At 71.6% G+C, this 20,556-nt stretch carries 21 protein-coding genes and 1 pseudogene; 9 read left to right on the top strand and 13 right to left on the bottom strand.

What is annotated here, in order from left to right; genetic code table 11:
- Positions 1–305: 305 nt before the first annotated feature.
- The 3 genes from AC069T_RS31850 (at position 306) to AC069T_RS31860 (ending at position 2,439) form a co-directional block, all read left to right on the top strand.
- Positions 306–494: a hypothetical protein gene (locus tag AC069T_RS31850; RefSeq protein WP_478786045.1), complete on the top strand. Its 189-nt coding sequence runs from the start codon at positions 306–308 to the stop codon at positions 492–494.
- Between the two features lie 186 nt (positions 495–680).
- A complete protein-coding gene (locus tag AC069T_RS31855) occupies positions 681–1,235 on the top strand; it encodes a YciI family protein (protein ID WP_478786046.1) in 555 nt (184 codons plus the stop codon).
- 475 nt (positions 1,236–1,710) lie between these two features.
- Positions 1,711–2,439, top strand: coding sequence for an FAD binding domain-containing protein (locus AC069T_RS31860; protein WP_478786047.1), 729 nt, complete (start codon positions 1,711–1,713; stop codon positions 2,437–2,439).
- An 84-nt stretch (positions 2,440–2,523) separates the two neighbouring features.
- Here AC069T_RS31860 and AC069T_RS31865 read toward each other — a convergent pair whose 3' ends face one another.
- From AC069T_RS31865 to AC069T_RS31875, 3 genes are all read right to left on the bottom strand, one after another.
- Positions 2,524–2,901 carry a toxin Doc gene (locus tag AC069T_RS31865; RefSeq protein WP_478786048.1) on the bottom strand — a complete coding sequence of 126 codons (378 nt, stop codon included), beginning with the start codon at positions 2,899–2,901 and terminating at the stop codon, positions 2,524–2,526.
- Positions 2,901–3,140 (bottom strand): hypothetical protein, encoded by a 240-nt coding sequence (locus AC069T_RS31870; RefSeq protein WP_478786049.1) that lies wholly within the window; start codon positions 3,138–3,140, stop codon positions 2,901–2,903. Before AC069T_RS31870 ends, AC069T_RS31865 begins: the two co-directional genes overlap by 1 nt.
- A gap of 103 nt (positions 3,141–3,243) precedes the next feature.
- Positions 3,244–4,167 (bottom strand): SGNH/GDSL hydrolase family protein, encoded by a 924-nt coding sequence (locus AC069T_RS31875; RefSeq protein WP_478786050.1) that lies wholly within the window; start codon positions 4,165–4,167, stop codon positions 3,244–3,246.
- A gap of 594 nt (positions 4,168–4,761) precedes the next feature.
- Between AC069T_RS31875 and AC069T_RS31880 the strand changes: the two genes are divergently transcribed.
- Complete coding sequence (locus tag AC069T_RS31880; protein WP_478786051.1) at positions 4,762–6,342, top strand: MFS transporter; 1,581 nt, start codon at positions 4,762–4,764, stop codon at positions 6,340–6,342.
- A gap of 213 nt (positions 6,343–6,555) precedes the next feature.
- On the opposite strand, the gene AC069T_RS31885 is transcribed toward AC069T_RS31880, so the two are convergent.
- Positions 6,556–7,188, bottom strand: a complete 633-nt coding sequence (locus AC069T_RS31885; protein ID WP_478786052.1) for a TetR/AcrR family transcriptional regulator — start codon at positions 7,186–7,188, stop codon at positions 6,556–6,558.
- Between the two features lie 225 nt (positions 7,189–7,413).
- Between AC069T_RS31885 and AC069T_RS31890 the strand changes: the two genes are divergently transcribed.
- A complete protein-coding gene (locus AC069T_RS31890; RefSeq protein WP_478786053.1) occupies positions 7,414–9,087 on the top strand; it encodes a cellulase family glycosylhydrolase in 1,674 nt (557 codons plus the stop codon).
- Between the two features lie 371 nt (positions 9,088–9,458).
- On the opposite strand, the gene ykgO is transcribed toward AC069T_RS31890, so the two are convergent.
- The 3 genes from ykgO to rpmG form a co-directional block, all read right to left on the bottom strand.
- On the bottom strand, positions 9,459–9,581 hold the full coding sequence (gene ykgO, locus AC069T_RS31895; RefSeq protein ID WP_358853210.1) for a type B 50S ribosomal protein L36: 123 nt from the start codon (positions 9,579–9,581) through the stop codon (positions 9,459–9,461).
- Positions 9,582–9,658: 77 nt separating this feature from the next.
- Complete coding sequence (locus tag AC069T_RS31900) at positions 9,659–9,919, bottom strand: type B 50S ribosomal protein L31 (RefSeq protein ID WP_478786054.1); 261 nt, start codon at positions 9,917–9,919, stop codon at positions 9,659–9,661.
- Positions 9,920–9,966: 47 nt separating this feature from the next.
- Positions 9,967–10,131 (bottom strand): 50S ribosomal protein L33, encoded by a 165-nt coding sequence (rpmG, locus tag AC069T_RS31905; protein ID WP_358853208.1) that lies wholly within the window; start codon positions 10,129–10,131, stop codon positions 9,967–9,969.
- A 474-nt stretch (positions 10,132–10,605) separates the two neighbouring features.
- Here rpmG and AC069T_RS31910 point away from each other — a divergent pair, with 474 nt between their 5' ends.
- Positions 10,606–11,568, top strand: coding sequence for a hypothetical protein (locus tag AC069T_RS31910; protein ID WP_478786055.1), 963 nt, complete (start codon positions 10,606–10,608; stop codon positions 11,566–11,568).
- 191 nt (positions 11,569–11,759) lie between these two features.
- Here the strand turns inward: AC069T_RS31910 and AC069T_RS31915 are convergent, their stop codons facing one another.
- Entirely contained in the window at positions 11,760–12,107 is a 348-nt protein-coding gene (locus tag AC069T_RS31915) for an STAS domain-containing protein (RefSeq protein WP_478786056.1), read from the bottom strand.
- 227 nt (positions 12,108–12,334) lie between these two features.
- Between AC069T_RS31915 and AC069T_RS31920 the strand changes: the two genes are divergently transcribed.
- Positions 12,335–12,805 carry an ATP-binding protein gene (locus AC069T_RS31920; protein WP_478786057.1) on the top strand — a complete coding sequence of 157 codons (471 nt, stop codon included), beginning with the start codon at positions 12,335–12,337 and terminating at the stop codon, positions 12,803–12,805.
- A gap of 66 nt (positions 12,806–12,871) precedes the next feature.
- Here AC069T_RS31920 and AC069T_RS31925 read toward each other — a convergent pair.
- Positions 12,872–13,003 (bottom strand): annotated as a pseudogene (locus AC069T_RS31925) (Tn3 family transposase); the annotation flags it as partial.
- A 174-nt stretch (positions 13,004–13,177) separates the two neighbouring features.
- On the opposite strand from AC069T_RS31925, the gene AC069T_RS31930 reads away from it, so the two are divergent.
- On the top strand, positions 13,178–14,674 hold the full coding sequence (locus AC069T_RS31930; RefSeq protein WP_478786058.1) for a hypothetical protein: 1,497 nt from the start codon (positions 13,178–13,180) through the stop codon (positions 14,672–14,674).
- Positions 14,675–15,265: 591 nt separating this feature from the next.
- Positions 15,266–15,781: a GNAT family N-acetyltransferase gene (locus AC069T_RS31935; protein ID WP_478786059.1), complete on the top strand. Its 516-nt coding sequence runs from the start codon at positions 15,266–15,268 to the stop codon at positions 15,779–15,781.
- A gap of 26 nt (positions 15,782–15,807) precedes the next feature.
- On the opposite strand, the gene AC069T_RS31940 is transcribed toward AC069T_RS31935, so the two are convergent.
- The 4 genes from AC069T_RS31940 to AC069T_RS31955 form a co-directional block, all read right to left on the bottom strand.
- On the bottom strand, positions 15,808–16,155 hold the full coding sequence (locus AC069T_RS31940) for an STAS domain-containing protein (protein WP_478786060.1): 348 nt from the start codon (positions 16,153–16,155) through the stop codon (positions 15,808–15,810).
- Positions 16,152–17,483: a PP2C family protein-serine/threonine phosphatase gene (locus AC069T_RS31945; RefSeq protein ID WP_478786061.1), complete on the bottom strand. Its 1,332-nt coding sequence runs from the start codon at positions 17,481–17,483 to the stop codon at positions 16,152–16,154. The genes AC069T_RS31940 and AC069T_RS31945 overlap by 4 nt, the downstream gene beginning before the upstream one ends.
- Positions 17,483–18,286 (bottom strand): alpha/beta fold hydrolase, encoded by an 804-nt coding sequence (locus tag AC069T_RS31950; protein WP_478786062.1) that lies wholly within the window; start codon positions 18,284–18,286, stop codon positions 17,483–17,485. Before AC069T_RS31950 ends, AC069T_RS31945 begins: the two co-directional genes overlap by 1 nt.
- A gap of 228 nt (positions 18,287–18,514) precedes the next feature.
- Positions 18,515–20,548 (bottom strand): DUF1996 domain-containing protein, encoded by a 2,034-nt coding sequence (locus AC069T_RS31955; RefSeq protein WP_478786063.1) that lies wholly within the window; start codon positions 20,546–20,548, stop codon positions 18,515–18,517.
- Positions 20,549–20,556 lie beyond the last annotated feature (8 nt).

Genomic DNA, 20,556 nt, shown 5'->3' on the forward strand with positions numbered 1-20,556 from the left:
CCCCCCCCCCCCCCCCCCCCCCCCCCCCCCCCCCCCCCCCCCCCCCCCTCCTCCCTCCCCCCCCCCCCCCCCCCCCCCCCCCCCGCCCACGTTCGCGTCTGGAGGTGTTGGCTGGAGGTACCGGGGCTTCGACGGCGGACGCCCCACATGAACCCGTCGCAGATCGTCCCTTATGTGCCCCGAGTGCCAGTGGGTTCCTGCTGAGGCTCCTCCAGGAATTGGGGAACCCGTCCGCTTCGCACCGCGCAGGTACGCATCCACACACGCGCGTTCCCGCTCACCACGGAATGAGAGGCAACAGCCCGATGCTCCCTGAGACCCATCTCGCCCTGCACCACATCCGTGCCGTCGAACTCCGTGCCGAAGCCGACGCGTATCGTCTCGCCGCCGCGGCCCGTCGCCCACGGGACCTCCGGACCCGCCTCGGGTGGACCCCTGTCGCGGTCGGCCTGCGGCTGGCCGCCGCGCCCAAGACGGCTGTCGCTGTTCCCTAGTCGAATCGTCCGGGCCGTCGTAGCAGGGGTATTCCAGTACTTCGGAGTGAGCTGAGGCCTCTCGGCGGTCGTCGGTGTGTCCCGTCGGCTTCCGCGTACTGCGTGCGGACCGAGCCGCTGCTCCTCAATGGACGCCGTGGGGCAAAGTCCGTTGAGATGCCGTCCCGTGTCGGACAGAGTCGGGCCATGGAGTTCTTCTGCTTCCACCGCGATCGTCCTGGTTCCGTCGCCGCCCGCGACAGGCTGCTGGAAGCGCACTGGTCCTACATGGACCAGTACGCCGCCGAGATGATCGCCCGTGGCCCGACGCTCACCGACGACGGTGAGCTGCCCACCGGCAGCGTGCACATGGTCGACCTGCCGGATCCGGCCGCGGCTCGCGCGTTCGCCTTCGAGGAGCCCAACTACCAGGCCGGCGTGTACCGGGACGTACTGCTGCGCCGCTGGCGCAACGTGCTGGGGCGCACGATGTGGGACTTCCCGGGCGGCCGGACCGGCGGAAACCGGTACCTCGTGCTCGGCCTCGGCCCCGAGCAGGACGCCGTCGACCTCGCCGTGCCGTCCGATCGCGACGAGCTGATCGCGTACGGACCCCTGCTGTCCGACGACGCCACCACCGGCCTCGGCACCGCGGCGCTGGTCCGGGCACCGGATCCGGACACGGCACGAGGCGTCCTGGCCACAGACCGGTACGCCGCCGTCGAGGTCCACACCTGGCAGTTCGGCGGGCGACCTTCGTGAGCCGGACCGGCGTCGCGGCGACGGCGTGCTGTGCGGTCAGCGGATGCAGCATGCCGGGGCTGAGCAGTTGGACGGCCGGGCGCCGTTCGTCCAGGTCCGCGCCGACGAGATCGGGAGGGACGTCGGTGCGGCCGAACGCGATTCCGGCGCCGAACGCGCGTGCCGGCGCCGGACGCGCGCGCCGGGTGAGCGACGTGAACGGCGTGCACGCCGGTGAGCAGATCAGGATCGACTTCCTGCGGTGTCGCCGACGGCGTCAGCCGCCCGCGGTCGGCGCAGGCGGAACGTCACCCCGACACGCACGCGGCCTGGCAGCGCGTCACTGCGTACGCCCCTGCGGGAGGGGCGCACACGGTGACGTGATGAGCCCTGTACGCGCCCCCGCAGACCTGGGCAGAATGCGCCACGTCGACGCCATGTGGCCGAGATCCCGCCTCTCCCCTACCCCACGTCCCAGGAAAGCAGGTCGGTTGCCGTGCACTTGCGTCTGCCCACGTCCGTGTCCGAAGCGCAGAAGTGTCTGGCCGAGGGAGCGGTGCCGGTGGGCGGGGCGACGCTGGTCTGGGCGACCTGGCAACGGGACGGCTTCCCCGACCTGGCGATGTCGCTCAGCAGTCTGCCCGAAGCCACCGTGGTCGAACGCGACGCGCTGGGCGCGGCCGTGGTGCTGCACCGGATCGGCGACCGGGTCCCGGAGGTGCTGCGCCGGGCGGCCGCCTCGGTGGGGACCGGTGCCGTACGCCGCACCGCCACGGTCGGCGGCAACATCGTCGGCAGCACGCTGCGCTGCCTGCTGCCGGCGGCGCTCGTCCTGGACGCCCGCGCACGCGTACTGACAACGGACGGGGCGTACGAGACCGACCTGACCGAGCTGGTGAGCAAGCGTCCCCTGCTGCTCGGCCTGCGCTGGCGCGAGCCGGTGGTCAGCGGCTACCGCAAGCTGGAGGGCGAAGCGGGTGGAGCGCCACCCCTGGTCGTCGCCGCCGCGGTGCACGCCGAGGGTGACGCACGCGCCCGCGTCCGCGTCGCCGTCCGTGACGGCTACGAGGTACTCGGCGACAGCACCGCCTACGACATCGGCACCGAGGCCGAAGAGGTCGTCGAGGCGCTGGGCCGTACGGATGTCGGCGCCCTGCACGCCCCGGCCTGGCAGGTGGTCCGTGAGCACGTCACCGGGTTGCTGGACCGCCCTGCCGAACGCTGACGACGCCCGGCCCCTCGCCGAGCGAGGGGCCGGGCACACACCGCGACGTCTCGCGACGGCAACGGGACCCCACGGCGGAAGGGCTCAGACCTTCCAGGAGCGCAGCTGTTCGGCGACGTCGAGAATCCCGAGGCGGGTGTCACGGATCTTGCGCACGAGGTCGGACAGACCGCCGTAGGGCGGGTCGATGCCCTCTCCGGACTGATCCATGTACTGGGCGGCGACGAACGCCGCGAACAGGCTGTTGCGGTGCGGGAGCGGCTCCAGGCGCACGATGGTGTGCATCAGCGCCGCCGCCCGCCACGCGGCGTCCGGGTCGGCCGCGGCGAGCGTCGGCAGTTTCGTCCGGTGCCGGGCGACCGCCGCCACCAGGGCGGAGTAGTCCGCGACGGACATGTCCTCGCTCAGGAGGGCGGTCTCCTGGACGTCGAGCAGCCAGGCAACATCAACGTAGAAGTGCATCAGGCAGCCGCAGCGCCGTCACGTCGCTCGGAGGGCGGCACCTCGTCGGGGAACGCGGCGTCGAACTCGCCGCGCAGCCGCTCGGCCCACACGCCCGCGCCGTCGACGAACTGCTTGCGCTGCATCTCCCGCACCCCGAGGTCGTGCAGGTACTGCTTGAGGCTCTTGCCGGCAGCCGCGGCGGCCGCCCGGACGCCCTTGAGCTCCTCTTCGGTGAAGGACACGTTGAGCGATGGCATATTTCGATGGTACCTACTTGGTGCCACCGAGGGAATCCCCCGCGCACAACGCGCCTGCCGGGGAGCGGGCGCCGCGGGAGGCGCCCCGCTCCCCGGCAGGCGGTCAGCCGTGTCCCCCGTGCCTGCCCAGACGCGCCAGCACCGCTCCCGCCATGGCCTCCATCCCCTTCGCGTTGGGGTGCGCGGGCGCGGCGGGCGCGGCGGGGCGCAGCGGCTCGATCCAGCGGTCGGCCGGCGCCTTGCACATGTCGTGGCCGATGGTCGCCTTGTACGTGTCGACGTATTCGGCCCGGTTCAGCAGCGCCACCGTGCGCAGCATCAGGTTGAGCCGCTTGCCGGTGTCCCTCAGGTAGGGGAAGTCCTTCGCCGCGAACGGAACGGACGGGTAGCACCCGCTGCCGTCCTCGGGCAGCAGATCGGGGTAGCCGACGAGGACCACGCGCGCGTGCGGCGCCCTGGCGTGCACCGCTCGCAGCACTCGGGCGACCTTGGGCGCCGTCTGGAGGATGTTGAGTGTGAGCTGATCGGTGCCGGACGAACCGTAGTACTGCTGGCAGGGATTTCCGGCCAGGTCCTTCGAACTGAGGGCGGCGCAGGTGCCGATGATGGAGCCGAAGCCCATGTCGTTGCCGCCGATCTGCACGGTCACCAGGTCGGTGTCGCCTCCCACGGCGTCCAGTTGGGGCGCGTTGGTCCCCTGCGCCTTCCACATCTCCTCGGTCGTCGCACCACCACAGCTGACGTCGGTGAATGTGGCCACCTCGCGGGCGGCGGCGACGAGCGAGGGGTAATTACTGTCGGAGCGGGCGCAGTTGGCGTCGACCTGACGCGGGATCAGCGGACCGGAGGTGTACGAGTCACCGAGCGCGACATAGTCCGTCCGGTGCGCGGAGTGCCCACCTCCGGCCGTGGCCGAGGCGGCGGGAGCGAGACCCGCCACCAGGGCGCAGCTGCCGAAAGCGGCCCCCAGTGCGACGGCGCGCCGCCGTCTCGGCGCGGCGCCGTCCTCGTGCTGGTCGTGATCCATCGTGCCCCTCCCCTGAAGCGGTGACAGTGCACTGTGGGCCGGCGGTGCTCTACGGCGGCACGCACGCGTGCGTGCGACACCGCCGTGACATGGAGAACTCCCGCCCCACAGGCTTACGTCGCTTGTATACCGGCAGGTAGCTTCCCGGGCCAGGCTTCTGACAACACCACCGCACCCCGGTCGGCCGTCGGGCAGTCCGCGCCCTGCGGAGTTCAGGACGCTCAGGTCCGGTGGAACGGAAGGTCCCCGCTCGCCGGGACATCTTCGGGGAAGCCCTGAACCCGGGCCGGGTCCCGGTGGGTGCCGCCGCTGGTCTCCGCACCGCCGGCCGCGTGAATTCAACGCCGGCCCGACGTGTCAGGGGCCTGGGGGGCGGCGGCCCACGGACCGCCGTACGGAGCCGGCCTCCGCATCCTGTGCTGCGGGGCTCCCGCCAGGACTGTCCGGTCCTGGATCCCGACGGACGCCGTTCCGCAACGGCTGTCCCTCCGCTGTTCCGTTAATTCATCAGCGTGGAAATCGGCGGGCGTACGGCTGACTGTGTAGCCCCGGACATCGGGATCTCCCGGAACGCCTCGACGAAAGAAGAGCGACATGTCGTCCACGCGCGCCCACGCCGCCGGACCCGCTCCAGCCGTACGTCACCAACTGGTTCTCATCGTCACGTGCCTCGCCCTCGGCACCGTGGTCGCCGCCATGGCCTCGCTCAACGTCGCCCTGCCCGACCTCGCCCGCGAGACGCACGCCACGCAGACCCAACTGTCCTGGATCATCGACTCGTACAGCCTCGTCTTCGCCTCTCTCCTGCTGCCCGCCGGCGCTCTGGGCGACCGATTCGGCCGCCGCACGGCGCTGCTCGCGGGGCTCGCCCTCTTCGGCGGCGGGTCCGCCGCCGCCGCGCTGACGACCGACCCGGCCATGCTGATCGGCCTGCGGGCCGTGCTGGGCGCGGGTGCCGCGCTGGTCATGCCGGCCACCCTGTCCACGATCACCAGCACCTTCCCCCGCGCTCAGCGGGCCCGCGCGGTCAGCGTCTGGGCCGCCGTGGCGGGAGCCGCCGCACTCGTGGGCCTGTTCGCGACGGGTGCGCTGCTGGAGACCTGGTCGTGGCCCTCGGTGTTCCTGCTGAACGTCGCTCTGGCGCTGGCCGCCCTGGTCGGGACGCTGTTGTACGTGCCCGAGTCGGCCGAGGCGCACCAGCCGCCCCTCGACATCGGCGGCGCACTCCTCGCGGTCCTGGGACTGGTCGTCCTTGTCCACTCGGTGATCGAGGCTCCGACCCGCGGTTGGGGCAGCGCGACGACGCTCGGCGGAATGGCGCTCGGCCTGCTGGTCCTGGCCGGTTTCGTGTTCTTCGAACTGCGCCAGAAGCATCCTCTGCTGGACCCCCGGCTGTTCCTGAACCGGCACTTCACCGCGGGTTCGCTGTCCATCACGCTCCAGTTCTTCGTCTTCTTCGGCTTCATCTTCGTGATGATGCAGTACCTGCAACTGGTGCGCGGCGACAGCGCTCTCATGGCGGCGGTGGCGATGCTGCCGATGGCCGTGTGCCTGATCCCGCTCGCCCGAGCCACACCTCGTCTGGTGGCACGGTTCGGTCTCCGGGGACCGTGGACGGCCGGGTTGGTGGCCGTGGCGACCGGCATGGGGGTCCTGTCCCTGCTGGACGCGTCCAGCCCGTACTGGCTCATCGCCACCGGTCTCGTACCGCTCGGCGCCGGCATGGGGCTGGCCATGACGCCTGCCACGACGTGCATCACGGACGCGCTGCCGCGCTCCCTGCAGAACATCGGGTCCGCCATGAACGACCTGGCGCGTGAACTCGGCGGGGCACTGGGAATCGCGGTCCTCGGCAGCCTGCTCAGCGCGGCCTACCGGGACCGGCTCGAACTGCCCGGGCTGCCGCAGCACGCGGTGGAGGCCGCCCGGTCCTCCCTCGCCGCCGCGCACACCATGGGTGACGCGGTCGCAGGCCCGGCCACGAACGCGTTCACCGACGGCATGCGCGTGGCGCTCCTGGGTGCCGCCGCGGCAGCCGCGCTCGCCGCCCTCGCCGTCGCCGTACTGCTCCGTTCACCCGGTCGCCTCTCGTCGTCCGACGAGGACACGAAGTCCGTTCCTGCCGGGGAGGGTTCCGGCACGGCCACCGCGCGGGAGCAGCACTCGTTCCGGTGAAGTAGTCGTGGCCGGCGTCTCCCCCGCTCGGCCCGGCGCCGGCTCGGTGCAGGGGAGGCACCGGCCGGCTCCGTACAGGCGCGGCACCGGCTTCGGGCGGCTCGCGTCCGGCGGATGCGCCGCGAAACTTCGAGTACGGCGGCCAGAGACGGCACGCCGAAGGCGTGCGGACCGGTCATCGCACACGACGGACGCCGAAGGCGTGCCGAACGGTCATCGCACACTCCGCGCCGCGACAGGCGGGCGCGGCGAACCGCGCAGGGCCAGCCGCACCTGCGGTGCCACCCGACGGACCACGTCCTCCGCGCTCATGGAGGCGATCGGCTCCAGGCGCAGCAGGTAGCGGGTGGTGATCAGTCCGGCGACCACGGCCGTGAAGGCGCCCGCGTACTGCCGCGCGTTCCTCCCCGGCAGGAGCGCCGCGATCCGGTCGACGATCTCCCGCTCCACGGCCTCCTTCAGCAGTTCTCCGACGGCCTCGTCAGCGGCCGCGCTCCTCAGCATCGCCAGCAACGGCGGACCGGACACCGGATCGTCCCAGACGGCGACGACCTGCCGCACGACCCGTTCCGGCAGCGTGCTCAGGTCTCCTTCGTCGAGGAGTCGGGCGAGAACCTCGGCCGGGTTGGCACCCAGGGCGAGCGCGGCTCCGAACAGCCCCTTCTTGGAACGGAAGTAGTAACTGACCAGTGCCAGGTCGACCCCGGCCTCGGCCGCGACGGACCGCAGTGTGACCGCGTGATAGCCGTCCTCGAGGAAACGGCGCCGCGCGACCGCGAGGATCACCGCCCGGGTGTCGGGGCTTCCCGGCCTGCGGCCCCGCCGCCGTCCCGTCCTGTTCGTCACGGACGAATTCTAGGAAGTTACGGGCACGCGGGCCCGGCCGGGCACGGGCCTTGGTACCAGCGGAAGCGCGTCCGGCAGCCCTCGTGCCGACACCCTCGGCGCGCGACCGCGGATCCGTCACCCGTGCGCGACATCTTGACGTGACCCTGACCGAGTGGCTTCATGGGAGCGCTCCCACACATGGGCCGGTGCTCTGGTTCTTGATCCTTACTCCCTGGAGTCGCAGTGAGACCGACAAGAAGAACGGCACGAAGGAACGTCGTCAAGGCACTGCTGACCGGACTGGCCGCCGTGCTCGGCCTCGTCCTGCTCGGTGCGCTCAACCCGGTCCCCGCCCGGGCGCAGACCCAGCCGGCCGGCGCCCTCGCCACCGGCCTCCACATCAGTGACGGCCGCCTCCTGGAGGGCAACGGCAACGACTTCGTCATGCGTGGCGTCAACCACGCCCACACCTGGTACCCGGGGGAGACGCAGTCCCTGGCCGACATCAAGGCGCTGGGCGCCAACACCGTCCGCGTCGTCCTGTCCAACGGTCACCGCTGGACCAGGAACAGCGCCGCGGACGTGACCGCCGTCATCGCCCAGTGCAAGGCCAACCGGCTCATCTGCGTACTCGAGGTCCACGACACCACCGGCTACGGCGAGGAGAGCGCGGCCGCCTCACTCGACCAGGCAGCCGACTACTGGACAAGCCTGAAAGACGTGCTCGAGGGCGAAGAGGACCACGTCATCATCAACATCGGCAACGAGCCCTGGGGCAACACCGACCCCGCCGGCTGGACCGCGCCCACCATCGCCGCCGTCCACAAGCTCCGCGACGCCGGGTTCAAGCACACGATCATGGTCGACGCGCCCAACTGGGGCCAGGACTGGCAGGGCGTCATGCGCGCCAACGCCCAGTCCGTCTACGACGCGGACCCGACCGGCGATCTGATCTTCTCGATCCACATGTACAGCGTCTACAACACCGCGCAGAAGGTCACCGACTACCTCAACGCCTTCGTCAACGCCGGACTGCCCCTGCTCATCGGCGAGTTCGGCGGGCCGCCCGACCAGTACGGCGACCCGGACGAGGACACCATGATGGCCGCCGCCGAACAGCTCCGGCTCGGCTACCTCGCCTGGTCCTGGAGCGGGAACACCGACCCGATCCTCGACCTGGCGATCGACTTCGATCCCGACCGGCTCAGCTCCTGGGGCGAACGCATCTTCCACGGCGCCAACGGCATCCTCCAGACCTCCCGGGAAGCCACCGTCTACAGCGGCAACCAGGGCGACACCCACGCCCCGACCACGCCCGGCACCCCGACCGCCTCCGCCGTGACGGCCACCTCCGTCACTCTCAAGTGGGCCGCCGCCACCGATGACGTCGGCGTCACCGGCTACGACATCGTCCGCGTCAGCGGCGACACCGAGTCCGCGGTCGCGGCCTCCGCCACCAACACCGCCGCCGTCACCGGTCTCACCCCGGACACCGCCTACACGTTCGCCGTGTACGCCCGCGACGCGGCCGGGAACCGCTCCGCCCGCTCGGCGACGGTGAAGGTCACCACCGACAAGGACGGCGGCACACCCGGCGTGAGCTGCTCCGTGGGCTACCGCGTCGTCAACGAGTGGCCCGGCGGCTTCCAGGGGGAGATCGTCGTCCGCAACACCGGAACCACCGCCATCAACGGCTGGACGCTGGCCTTCGCCTTCGCCAACGGCCAGACCGTCACCAACATGTGGGGAGGCACCCCGACCCAGAACGGCGGCGCGGTGAGCGTCTCCCCCGCCGCCTACACCTCCACCGTGCCCGCCAGGGGATCCGTCACCCTCGGCTTCACCGGCACCAAGGGAGCCACCAACACCGCTCCGACCGCGTTCAGCCTCAGCGGCAAGACCTGCGCCACCGGCTGAGCGGACCGCCGAGGGACCCGCGGCCGCGCACACGCGCCCGCGGGTCCTGGCGTGCGTCCCGCCGCGGGTCCTGGGCCACGGGTGCCGCCGTCGCGGGCCCTGGGCCACGGGTGCCGCCTTCGCGGTGTCTCCCCGCGACGGGCGGCAGCCGCTCATGGCGGCCGCGAGGGCCGGTGCGCCCGTCGGCCGGCTGACGCGACCACTGACAACGCGATCACGTCCGCATCTCCGGGGCGCCCGGCGGGAGTTGCCGGGTGGGTGGTACGTGGTGTGCGGGATCCGCGGGAATGACGGAGTGCCTGAACCCCGCTGGGTTCAGGCACTCCGTCACGGGCGCCCCGGACCGTCGATCCGGGCTGTGCCGACCGGCGTCAGCCCTGGCGGGCCTTGAAGCGCGGGTTCTTCTTGTTGATCACAAAGGTTGCGCCGCGTCGGCGGACAACCTGAGCCCCGGGAAGGGACTTCAGTGAGCGCAGGGACCTGCGCACCTTCATCGCTCTGCTCTCCTCCTGCTCGCCCGGGCCGGGCCGGCGGTCAACGGTGGGCCGCTCGCCCGGGGCCGGGCCGGCGGTCAGTGGCGGGCCGCGGCCGCGCGGCCGTAGCGGCGCTCGAAGCGCTCCACACGACCTGCGGTGTCCAGCACCCGCGAGTTCCCGGTGTAGAACGGGTGGCTGGCCGACGAGATCTCGACATCGATCACCGGGTAGGTGTTGCCGTCCTGCCATGCGACGGTCCTGGCGGACTGCGCGGTCGAACGGGTCAGGAAGGACACGTTCCCGGCGCGGTCACGGAAGACGACCGGGCGGGACTCGGGGTGGATGCGTGGCTTCATGTGGTGTCCTTCCTCGGGGTTGTTCGCGTGGTCGCGGCGGCCGTGGTTCAGCGCTGCTCCCGGAAATCGACGTGCCGGCCGGCCACCGGGTCGTACTTGCGCAGTACGAGCCGGTCGGGGTCGTTCCGGCGGTTCTTGCGCGTCACATAGGTGGCGCCGGTCCCGGCCGTCGACCTCAGGGTGACGACGGGGCGCTCGCTGGTGCGTGCCATGAGGGTCCTCCTTCCGCCCACATCCGCGGTTCTTGACTCGCGCATGTCAGCTGTCCGGTGTAACAGCACTTCCGGCCGTCGCATTCCCGCCTCGCCGGTTCCGTCCCCGGCTCTCCCGCCCGGCCCGCTCCGCCGCCGCCCCGGCCGGATCGTTCACTCGGCTGCCGAGGACCTGGTTCCGTACGGGACGGGTGCCCGAGGGGCGGGGGCGATGCCGCGGGCGAACAGTTCCGGAACGCGGCCTCCTGGCGAACTTCCCTCTAGAATCGCCTGGTTGAGCGATCCGCGCCTGTTGTACCCCGGCTCCGTCACCGGGTTTCGAAGCCCACCGGAGATGTTCTCCGCCGTCCGAGCCGGTCCGATCCCCGCCCGTCCCGACCTTGCCGACCGCGTCCGCGCGACGGCGGGCAACGCGGCCCGAGAAGTCACACCCCGGGCTCAGTGCATCTCCACCGACCACGGAGAAGGAGCGAAATGATGAAGGACCGGCCCGACGACGTTCCGGCCCAGCCCCAGGCCCAACCCCAAGCCCAGCCCCAAGCCCAGCCCCAGGCCCAGTCGGCCCCGCCCGCCGACACCGGCAGCCCGGGCAGCCCCACCGTGCCCGCGCCTCAGCCCGCACCCGGAGGGCAGCCAGAAACCCTGCGGCAGGCGGCACCGCCCAGACCGGCCGTCCATCCCGACCCGGCCCTCCAGCAGCCGGGCGGCTTCGGGCCGCCTCCCGCTTCCGTGCCGACACAGCACCACCCCTACGGCGGGCCGGGCTTCGTCCAGCCCGCCGCGCCACCGCCGGGCGGAGGAAGAGGCAGGGCGGGGCACGCGTTCGCGTGGGCGGCGGTGGGGGCGCTGATCGCGTCCGCCCTGTGGGCCGGCGGGGTGTTCCTGCTGGACCTGGGCGACGGCGACACGCCGGATCTGGCGGGGTACCGGTCCAAGGCCAATCTCTGCTCCGCGGTCGACTACTCGTCGGTCAGGACCGAGTACACCGAGGAGGACTCCTCCCCCACCCACAACTCGCTGGAGACCGACGCTCTGGACCAGAGCTACTGCAGCATCTCACTGAAGAAGTCCTCCGCCTCGTCCTACTCGGACGCCTACCTCTCGGTCCAGATGGACCTGCACAAGGAGACGGACCCCGCCGCCGAGTTCACCGCGCTGTGGTCCGAGTACGACCAGCGCTACGACGACTACGAGGTGGACAAGGTCAGCGGCTTCGGCGACGAGGCCTATCTCGTCACCCAGGACACCACGTCCGGCTCATCGACCAGCGGCAGCAGGTCGGTCATCCTCGCCGTGCGGGACGGCTGGATGACGTACCAGATGAACTGGAGTGCGTACGCGTCCTCCTACGGCACGACACCGGCCGAGGTCACCGACGTCGCGGGCTGGGTCAAGACCGACACGAAGTCGACGCTGGACAACCTCCGGTCCGACTGATCGCGGCGCCGCGCCCCGGCGGTGCAAGGGGCCGGGGCGCCCGCCGGCACCGCGCCCCGCTTCGTACGCCGCCCTGGTCCGCCGGCCGGGGACGGCGGGCGCCCCGGTGCCTGAGGTGGCCCCCGCCGTCCCGGTGCTGCCGCGGCGGCGGCCGGAGTGTCCGTCCTGGACCCGCGCGCGCCGGTCGGGGCTCAGGGCGTCAGCGCGAGGTCGAGCGTCGGGTAGAGCGGAAGCACTTCGTCCAGGCCGACGATGTGCAGGACGTCGTGGACGCCGGCAGGCAGGCAGGCCAGCCGGAGCCAGCCGCCGCCCGCGGCCGCGTCGCGGTGCGCGGCCACCAGGACGGTGATCCCGCTGGAGTCCATGAAGGTGACCCCGCTGAAGTCCACGACCGTGCAGTGCCGGGGGGCGTTCTCACGGTCGGCCAGCGCCTCGCGGAACTCCCCCACGGTGGTGAAATCGATCTCTCCAGCCATCTTCAGAACGCTCACGCCCTGTGGGGTGACGTGGCGGGAGATGACCAGACGGGCGGCGCTCATGCCATCTCCCTCATCGTCTCCAGCGGCGGATCCGCTGATGCTTGCGTCCACGCAAACGGAACTGTCGCGCTGGTGTCAACCGGCCGCCTGTTAATCTCACCATCAGCCTGGACCGATCCGCGGCCTCGCCGCCGAGGCGAAAGACCGGCCAGACAGTCACGTGGAGGCACGCTTCAGGGGTACGCGTCCAACGGGGCCATGTGACCAAGGCAACGCGAGGCGACCGTATGGACCAGACCGCGCACTACAGCGAACAGAAGGCTTCGCGTGCACGTTCCGCCCCGGCGGCGTGCGCCGCCTACGACGGAGACACCCGCTGCATCGGTGCCGCCCGGCGTTTCGCCACCGCCTATCTGACCCGCGTGCACATGGACCACGGCGTACCCCTCTCACCCCGGGCGCTCGGCATGACGCAACTGGTCGTGAGCGAACTGATCACCAACGCCTGCCGGTACGCCCCCGGTCCGTCCCGGCTGGATCTGCGGGTCGTCGACGGCAGCCTGGAGATCACCGTGTGGGACGGCGCCCCGGCCCTGCCGACCCCCCGTGAGCCCGATCCCGCCCGCATCGGCCAGCACGGGCTGGAGATAGTCCTGGCGGTCTGTCTCAAGTACGACGTGCAGCCGGCCCCGGCGGGCAAGCGCACCACGGTCCTGCTCGCCCTCACCGGCGGCGCCACCGGCCGGCAGTCCCCCTGACCCCCGGGGCGGCGGTGTGCCGCCCTGCGTCCCAGCGGCTACGGCCTCGGGGAACCTCGGTACAGCGCTCTCGACGCCGTGCATCGCGGCCCGCCGGAACCTCTGGTCGTCCGGGTCGCGAAACCGCGGGCCGAAGTTGCAGCCGAGGATCTTGAACAGGCCGTACACCATGTCGGAGTACGAGGCGTTGTCGGTCGCATTGCCCGCGGCCACGCGGCCGGTGGCTGACCCGGGTCCCGCTGCGCCGCGCATCGCCCACGCGACTGCCCTCGCCAATGTCCAGGGGGCGGGGCAGCCGTCCTCGCGCGTCGAGCCATAACCTTGAGCTCCGGCGAAATCACAAGTGACCATGAACACAAGGGAGTTGGGTCAATGGCGACAGATCCGGCGGATACTGCGTCCGTCAGCGGGGTCGGGTTCGGGGACTACTACCGGGCGCATGCGGGGCCGCTCGTCGCCCTGTCGCTGCTGCGGGGCGCGGACCTGGTGGAGGCGGCGCGACTCGCCCAGGACTCGATGACGGTGACCCGGCGGTGGATGGACCTGCTGGGCGCGAACGCGGCCGGAGCCGCGGAGGACACCAGGACGCCCGTGGTCACCGCCCAGGCACTGCGGGCCTGGACGTGCCGGATGACCGTCGGCGGCGGCTGCGGGGCGTTCCGCCCTGCGCGCGGGACGGTGCCCGCTCTCCTGGGGAAGAGCAGCACCGACGCCCTGGTGCAGGCCCGGACGGTGGTGGCACTCGCCCAGCTGAGAGAGTTGAACGAGCGCCAACTCAACGTCACCGCCTTTCGGTTGGCCGGCTGTGCGCCGGGAGCCATCGGGTACGAGCTGGGCCTGTCGATGCCGACGGTGCACCGCACCCTGCGCCACGTCGGCAAGCTGCTCGGAGCGGAGACGGGGGCGCGGCAGGCCAGAGGTGCCGAGGCGCCGGGGAAGGCCGGGGAATCCGGGGCGACCGAGGGGTCCGCGGAGGCAGACGTCAGGTTCGCGGAACTGCTGGGCGAGCTGACCGCCGCGCTGGATCCCGTACTCGACCTGCGGGCCGGGCTGGACGAGGTGAGCGACTCCACCGGTGCGGACGGGGCCACCGCCCGCCGCGCCCCCGTACCGCCGCTGTGGAACCTCGGCCCCTCGCTCCCCGTGCCGCCCTTCGGCGCACCCGTCCTGCACTCGTTCGCCGAGCCCGCGCCGTCCGGGGTACGGGCATACGCGGCCGGCCTCGCCCGGTGCGACGCTCGGGGCCGCGAGGCCGCACTCGGCGGCTTCCCCGCGGCCGAACTGGCGGCTGTACGGCTCGGAGCGGTGCTCGCCCTTCACGTGGAGCGGTTCCGGCGGGAGGCCGAGAGTTCCGGGACACGGGCCACCAGGGACGAGTTCCGGAGGGAGGACGCCCGGGCGTTCGCGGTCGCACTGGCGCAGGACGCCGCGCTCGCCGCGCCGATGTTCGACACGGTGAAAAAGGACCTCGACGTCCCGCGCCGCGTCGGCTTCCTGGCGTCGGGCCTCGCCCATGACGACCCCTGGACGAACGAGGTCTCCTACGACGGGATCGAAGCGTCTCTCGCCCTGGCCCAGTTCCGGCGCGCGGCAGTACGGGCGGCGCTGCGCGCGGCGCACCGGCCCGGAGCGGACACTCCCCCTCAGTCGGGCCGCCCGCTCACCGAGGCCCTCACGCAGTGCCTGAGCGACACCCACCGGATGATCCACCAGCTCGACGAATTGCACAGCGACCTCTCGCGTGCCGAGTCGACCCTGCCGGACGGCTACTACGTCGACATGACCCGGGACCTCGAACTCCACCAGAGCTTCCATGCGGACCTGGCCCTCGGCATCGACGCCGTCCGGGAGGCCCTGTCGCAGCCCTAGGTCCTGGCCTCACGGTCTCGGCTGACCGGCAATCCTCGGCGTCCGGAACCCGCGACGAACTCCTGCCCGGCCGCGCACCCCAGGGCGAACGGCACGGTGTCCACCGCACTCATCTGCCGCCCGTTGCCCAAACGGTGCGCCGCGCATTCTGTTGAATGCCGGAGGACGACGCGAAAGTGCCGGTGGCGCAAGGCGTCCGCGGGGCCGGGCGCGGGCCGCTCGCACGGAGAGTCCCGCTCCCCGGCACGCGAAGAACCCCACCCCGGAGGACCGGGATGGGGTTCTGTCGAGCGCCGAGCAGGCCTTGCACCTGCATCTCCCCGCAGGAAGCGGGGCGCCTTTCCTTGGACCATCGACGCGAGACGCGGCACCGAGAAACCCGGCTGCGCGCTCAAGATCGAGCATACCCCATCGAAGGCGGCAGCGCGCGCCACGACATGAGGGAGGGTCAGGCGTCGGCGTGTCACCGGGTGGGCCGCAGGATGCCGGTGCGCGGCCCGGGTCACCGTCTTCACCCGCGCGCCGCTCCGCCGGGCGGGTGAGTACCGAATTGCTTTGCGCCCCGGTTCCCCGCTGCCACAGACTGTGCCGGTGCTGATCCGACGTGAGGTTCCCGCCGACGTTCCCGCCGTCCGTGCCGTCACGGCCGCCGCCTTCGCCAAGCCGGACACACCGGTCCCCGTGGAGGTGACGCTCCTCGACGCCCTGCGTGACTGCGACGGCTGGCTGCCCGCGCTGTCGCTCGTGGCGGACGACGGCGAGGAGGAGGTCATCGGCCATGTGGTCTGCACGCGTGGTCACGTCGGCACGGCGCCGGCCCTCGGTCTCGGTCCGCTCAGCGTCCGTCCCGATCATCAGCGGCGCGGGGTCGGGCTCGCGCTCATGCACGCCGTGCTCGGCGCTGCGGACGCGCTCGGCGAGCCACTCGTCGCCCTGCTCGGCAGCCCCGAGTACTACTCCCGATACGGCTTCCGTACCGCCACGGACCACCGGATCGCCCCGCCGGACCCCGCCTGGGGCACGTACTTCCAGGTGCGCACCCTGTCGGCGTACGACCCCGCGCTGCACGGCACTTTCGGGTACGCCGAGCCGTTCACCCGGCTCTGACGGGTGCCCCGGGTCGCGTCCGCGCGTCAGGCGGAGCTCGACCTGACCGCGTGGTCGAGGTCCGGGTGGATGTCGAGGACCTGGTCGAGGCCGACGATCCCGAGGGTCCGGATGATCATCTCGGGAACGGCGACGAGTGCCATGCGGGCCTGGGCGGCCAGGACCTGGCGGTGCGCGGCGACGAAGACGGAGATGCCGCTGGAGTCGCAGAAAGCCAGGCGCTGCAGGTCCAGGACGAGGAGCTGGCCCGGCTGCAGCGCCAGGTCGCGGATGGTCTCGCGCAGCGTTCCGGCACTGCAGTGGTCGAGATCGCCCCTGACGGTGATCACGGGTCCGGCCGGGGTGTTGCGGGTGATGGCGGTCAGATCTGTCACGTCTGTTCTTCGTCGGTCGTGGTGGGTGCGGGGATACCGATCGCTAGGACGGCGGTGTCGTCGTCCAGACCGTCGCCGAAACTCTCCAGCAGAGTGGTGACGGCCGATACGGCCTTGTCGGGACTGGCGGGTGCCAGGCCCGAGGTGAATTCGAGCAGGGCCTCGTCACCGTACCGTGCGCCCTCGGGACCGATCCGTGCCTCGGTCAGGCCGTCGGTGTAGAGCAGCAGGGTGTCCCCCGCCGTCAGCTCGCGGGTGACGTCCCTGAAGGGCGCTTCGGGCAGGATTCCCACGAGCAGACCGCCCGGAGTGGGCAGGTACTCGGCGTCGGTGCCTGCGCGCATCAGGATCGCGGGGGGATGGCCGCCGCTGGCGAGGCGGACGGTCACGCCGGCCTCGTGCGGGGTCAGCGTGCCGAAGATGGCCGTGCAGTAGCGGGGGTCTCCCCGGATGTAGTGCTGGTGGAGGACGGTGTTCAGGGTCTTGAGTACCGCGACAGGGTCGGCGTCGTGCATGGCGGCGGCCCGCAGCGTGTAGCGGGTGAGCGAGGTCACCGCCGCCGCCTCGGGGCCCTTGCCGCACACGTCGCCGAGGAAGAAGCCCCAGCGGCCGTCGCCCAGCGCGAACACGTCGTAGAAGTCGCCGCCGAGCTGGTCCGTGGAGGCCGTGTGGTAGTAGGCGGCCGTCTGCATCCCGGGCGCCTGGGGCAGCGAGGGCGGGACGAGGCTGCGCTGCAGGACGGCCAGCACGCTCTGCAGGCGCTCCTTGTCGCGCTCGGCCTCCCGGCGGGCCCGTTCGGTCTCCGCGCGGGCTTCCTCGGCCTCCCGGCGGCGGCGCAGGAGCTCGTTCTCGTAGGCGCGGCGGTCCCGGGCGTCGACGATCGTCGTGCGGATCAGCAGGGCCTGTCCGTCGCTGCCCTCCTTCACCTTGGAGGAGATGAGGACGGGCAGGCTGGACCCGTCGGCGGCCTTCAGCTCGAAGGCGATGCCGTTGACCTCGCCCTGCATGCGCAGGAGAGGGGCGAAGTGGGTCTCGTGGTAGAGCTTTCCCCCGACCGTGAGCAGGTCGGAGAAGTACAGCCGTCCGACCGTCTCCTCGCGGGTGCGGCCCAGCCAGCGCAGCAGGGTCGTGTTGGTCTTGGCTATCTGTCCGTCGAGGAGGGTGGACAGATAGCCGCACGGGGCGTTCTCGTACAGGTCTTCCACGTCGTCCTCCAGCAGCGCGTTGAACGCCGCGTCGGACGGACGCACGTTTTTTGTCGTCCCGTTGCTCTCCGGGTCCTGTTCCGTGCGCTTGCGCGATTCCGGATCCTGGTCCGTGCGGCACATCACCTTCGCGGCGCCGCGAAGGTGACGATGGCCTCGGCGGTGGCTTCGGGTGCGCTCAGCTGCGGGCAGTGACCGGTCGCGTCCAGCGTGACCAGTCGGCTGCCGGGGATGGACGCCTGCACGTAGGCCCCGACGCCCTGCGGGGCGATGACGTCCTGGGAGCACTCCAGGACCAGCGTCGGCACCTTCACCGAGGCCAGCTCCGGCCGGCTGTCGGTGAGGAAGGTGGTGCGGGCGAAGACACGCGCGATGTCGGGATCGGTTCGGCAGAAGCTGTTCGTCAGCTCCTCCCCCAGTTCCGGCCGCTCCGGGTTGCCCATGATCACCGGCGCCATCGCCGCCGACCAGCCCAGATAGTTCGAATCCAGCGATTCGAGCAGCTCGTCGATGTCCTCTTCGCTGAAGCCGCCCTTGTAGTCGCCGTCGTCGATGTAGCGAGGGGAGGGCACGAGCAGGACCAGCTTCGCGAACCGCTCCTCGGCCCGCGCCGCGGCCAGCACGCCGGCCATGGAGCTGACGGAGTGCCCCACGAACGTCACGTCCCGCAGGTCGAGCTCCTCGCAGATGTCCACCACGTCCTGGGCGTAGCCGTCCAGGGTGCCGTAGCGTTCCTCGCTCCACGCGGACACGTCCGACGAGCCGGAACCGACGTAGTCGAACAGCACCACGCGGAAGTGCTCGGCCAGGGCGGGCAGGACCAGTCGCCACATGTTCTGGTCACAGCCGAAGCCGTGCGCCAGCATCATCACCGGCCCGTCCTCACGGCCGGTGACCACGACATTGTTCCTACTCGCAACATCCATGCGGCCCATGGTGCCACTAGGTGTGTTCTGCATGTGAACCGCTGATTCAAACATCTTTTGGGCCGGCAATCGGATGATCACGGATTCGGCGCTTTCCGGGCGGTCGGCCGTTCCCGCCCGTCCGTGTCCGCACAGCCGAAGGCGACCGGGCCGCCCAACGCGGTCCCGGTCGCCTTCGGGCCTGTGTCACCCGACGGGCGTCGCCCCACCCGGCGGGCGTCGCTCCGCCTACCGGTGGCTGATACGGCGGAGCAGTACGAAGCCGAGGATCAGCAGAACCGCTCCGGCCGCCGCCGGCCACAGCTGGGCTCCGGTGTCGGCGAGCCCGCCCGTGGTCGCCTGCGGCCCGGTCAGTGAACCGCTCGCCTGATCACCGTCTGCGGGCAGCGTCGGCTCGGGTCCGGGAACGGCACTCTCCTCGGCGCCCGGGTCGTCCGCCGTCGTGACCGGGTCGCGGTGGACGGCCGAGGGCGAGGTGTCGGCCTTGGGCGTCACGTCGGCTTTGGGTGAGGTGTCGGCCTTGGGCGTCGCGTCGGCCTTGGGCGTCGCGTCGGCCTTGGGCGTCGCGTCCTCGCGGTCGCCGCCCGCTCCGCCGGCCGGCTTCGTGGTCTCCGCGCCGGACGGCTCGGGCGCGGGTTCGCTCCCGGTGTCCGCCGGGTCGTCGTCCTGCTCGTCACCGCCGGAGGGGGCCTCGGAGGACGGCGCCGGTGCCGGCTCGGACGTCGGCTTCGACGTCGGGGGCTTCGGCGCCGGTGTCGGCTTCGGCGTGTTCCCCGGGTCCTCGCCGGCACCGGAGCCGGCTCCCGCGCCGCACTTCCGTCCGTCGTTGATGCAGTCCACCATCTCCTGCATCAGCTTCTCGTCGAAGACGTTGATGAAGTCGCCGTGGTCGGTCACGGGCTTGTGCAGCTGCTCGGGGAAGGAGTCCACCCCGAACAGGGGGGTCGTACGCCCGCCGTCCTCGAGGCTGGGCGCGTCGACGTCGTAGACGATGCGCTGCACCAGCTGCGGGATCGCCCGGAAGCCGTTGCCGCAGTTGCCCTCGGCGTCGGCGAACGCCACGTGCGTGCGGTGGTTGGCGCTGTCGATGTTCCGGCCGTCCCAGCAGCTCTGGAACTTGAAGGTGCGGACCACGTCACTGCCCGCGGGGCACAGCGGGTACTTGTCCTTCAACTGCCGGTCCTCGAACCCGGCGCAGCTCCACGACGCGTTGGCGTTGGCGGTTCCGTTGACGAACGCCTTGGCATCCCCGGTGATGATGCGCAGGAGCTTCGGCATGGCCGTGACCTCGCCGCGCGGACTGCCCACGAACGTCATCGTGACCTGCTTGGGCGTGACGATCTCGCCGGCGTTGCCTTCGACACCGCCGCCGGGCGCGTTCGCGTCCTGCTCCTGGGCGCCGTTCTGCACGCGCAGCACGGGCCAGAAGTACGAGGACCTGTCGCCCTCGTCCGCACAGGTGGTGTCACCGTTGGCGAGGTCGTCGTCGCTCGCGAAGGCGCTGTTGGCCTGGTTTCCCACGTAGTCGTGGAAGTGGTGGGCGCCGTTGGAGACGCCGGGGGCCACGATCACGTTGTCGGAGTTGAACAGGCCGTTGGCATTGACGCCGCAGCTGGTGCCGAAGGTGCCGCGCGAGGCGCCGCCCTGCGGGCTCGGGTTCCGCACGTTCGGCTGGACGGTCCTGATGTCCTGGAAGTCGGCGGCCACGGGGCCGTTGCCCGCCTGCCCGCCGTTGCCGCCCTGCTGTCCGCCCTCGCCGTCACCCTGGTTCTGGCCGTCCTGGCCGCCGTTGTCGTCCTGTCCTCCGGAACTCCGGTCGCCGGCCTGGCCGTTGTCCTGGCCGTCCTGGTTTCCGGAGGCGCGGAGCGTGCAGGGCGCGAAGGCTTCGAGGCCCGCCGGGCGGTCGCCCACTCGGTCGATCGCGACCGCGATCCGCTCGATCGTCGCGGCCCGCTTCTCCTTCAGCGGAGTCATGATGGCGTTGTCCGCGAAGGCACCGTCCTGCTGCCCGTCCCGCGTCGCGTCCTGCAACTGCCGGTAGGCCTCGGTGATCTGCTTGTCCAGCAGGGCGAGTTCCCTGTCGACCTCGGCCCTCGCCTGCTCGGGCGTCGCCGTCAGCTGACTGCCGACGTCCGGGCAGTCGATCGTGGCGGCTCCCGCTGCCAGCACCTGATCGGTCCGGCTCTGACCCGGCTGCGCCGAGTCCCCCTCGCTGGCCGTGGCGTACACGTTCACCGCTACCAGTCCGCCTCCGCCCAGCATCAGGGCGA

It is taken from the genome of Streptomyces sp. NPDC043867 (assembly GCF_056435845.1).

What these genes read in the sequence shown, in the direction of transcription:
- AC069T_RS31850 (WP_478786045.1), top strand. Translation starts at nt 306, where the DNA reads ATGCTCCCTGAGACCCATCTCGCCCTGCACCACATCCGTGCCGTCGAA.
- AC069T_RS31855 (WP_478786046.1), top strand. Translation starts at nt 681, where the DNA reads ATGGAGTTCTTCTGCTTCCACCGCGATCGTCCTGGTTCCGTCGCCGCC.
- AC069T_RS31865 (WP_478786048.1), bottom strand. Translation starts at nt 2,901, where the DNA reads ATGCACTTCTACGTTGATGTTGCCTGGCTGCTCGACGTCCAGGAGACC.
- AC069T_RS31870 (WP_478786049.1), bottom strand. Translation starts at nt 3,140, where the DNA reads ATGCCATCGCTCAACGTGTCCTTCACCGAAGAGGAGCTCAAGGGCGTC.
- AC069T_RS31875 (WP_478786050.1), bottom strand. Translation starts at nt 4,167, where the DNA reads ATGGATCACGACCAGCACGAGGACGGCGCCGCGCCGAGACGGCGGCGC.
- AC069T_RS31880 (WP_478786051.1), top strand. Translation starts at nt 4,762, where the DNA reads ATGTCGTCCACGCGCGCCCACGCCGCCGGACCCGCTCCAGCCGTACGT.
- ykgO (WP_358853210.1), bottom strand. Translation starts at nt 9,581, where the DNA reads ATGAAGGTGCGCAGGTCCCTGCGCTCACTGAAGTCCCTTCCCGGGGCT.
- AC069T_RS31900 (WP_478786054.1), bottom strand. Translation starts at nt 9,919, where the DNA reads ATGAAGCCACGCATCCACCCCGAGTCCCGCCCGGTCGTCTTCCGTGAC.
- rpmG (WP_358853208.1), bottom strand. Translation starts at nt 10,131, where the DNA reads ATGGCACGCACCAGCGAGCGCCCCGTCGTCACCCTGAGGTCGACGGCC.
- AC069T_RS31910 (WP_478786055.1), top strand. Translation starts at nt 10,606, where the DNA reads ATGATGAAGGACCGGCCCGACGACGTTCCGGCCCAGCCCCAGGCCCAA.
- AC069T_RS31915 (WP_478786056.1), bottom strand. Translation starts at nt 12,107, where the DNA reads ATGAGCGCCGCCCGTCTGGTCATCTCCCGCCACGTCACCCCACAGGGC.
- AC069T_RS31920 (WP_478786057.1), top strand. Translation starts at nt 12,335, where the DNA reads ATGGACCAGACCGCGCACTACAGCGAACAGAAGGCTTCGCGTGCACGT.
- AC069T_RS31930 (WP_478786058.1), top strand. Translation starts at nt 13,178, where the DNA reads ATGGCGACAGATCCGGCGGATACTGCGTCCGTCAGCGGGGTCGGGTTC.
- AC069T_RS31945 (WP_478786061.1), bottom strand. Translation starts at nt 17,483, where the DNA reads ATGTGCCGCACGGACCAGGATCCGGAATCGCGCAAGCGCACGGAACAG.
- AC069T_RS31950 (WP_478786062.1), bottom strand. Translation starts at nt 18,286, where the DNA reads ATGGATGTTGCGAGTAGGAACAATGTCGTGGTCACCGGCCGTGAGGAC.
- AC069T_RS31955 (WP_478786063.1), bottom strand. Translation starts at nt 20,548, where the DNA reads ATGCTGGGCGGAGGCGGACTGGTAGCGGTGAACGTGTACGCCACGGCC.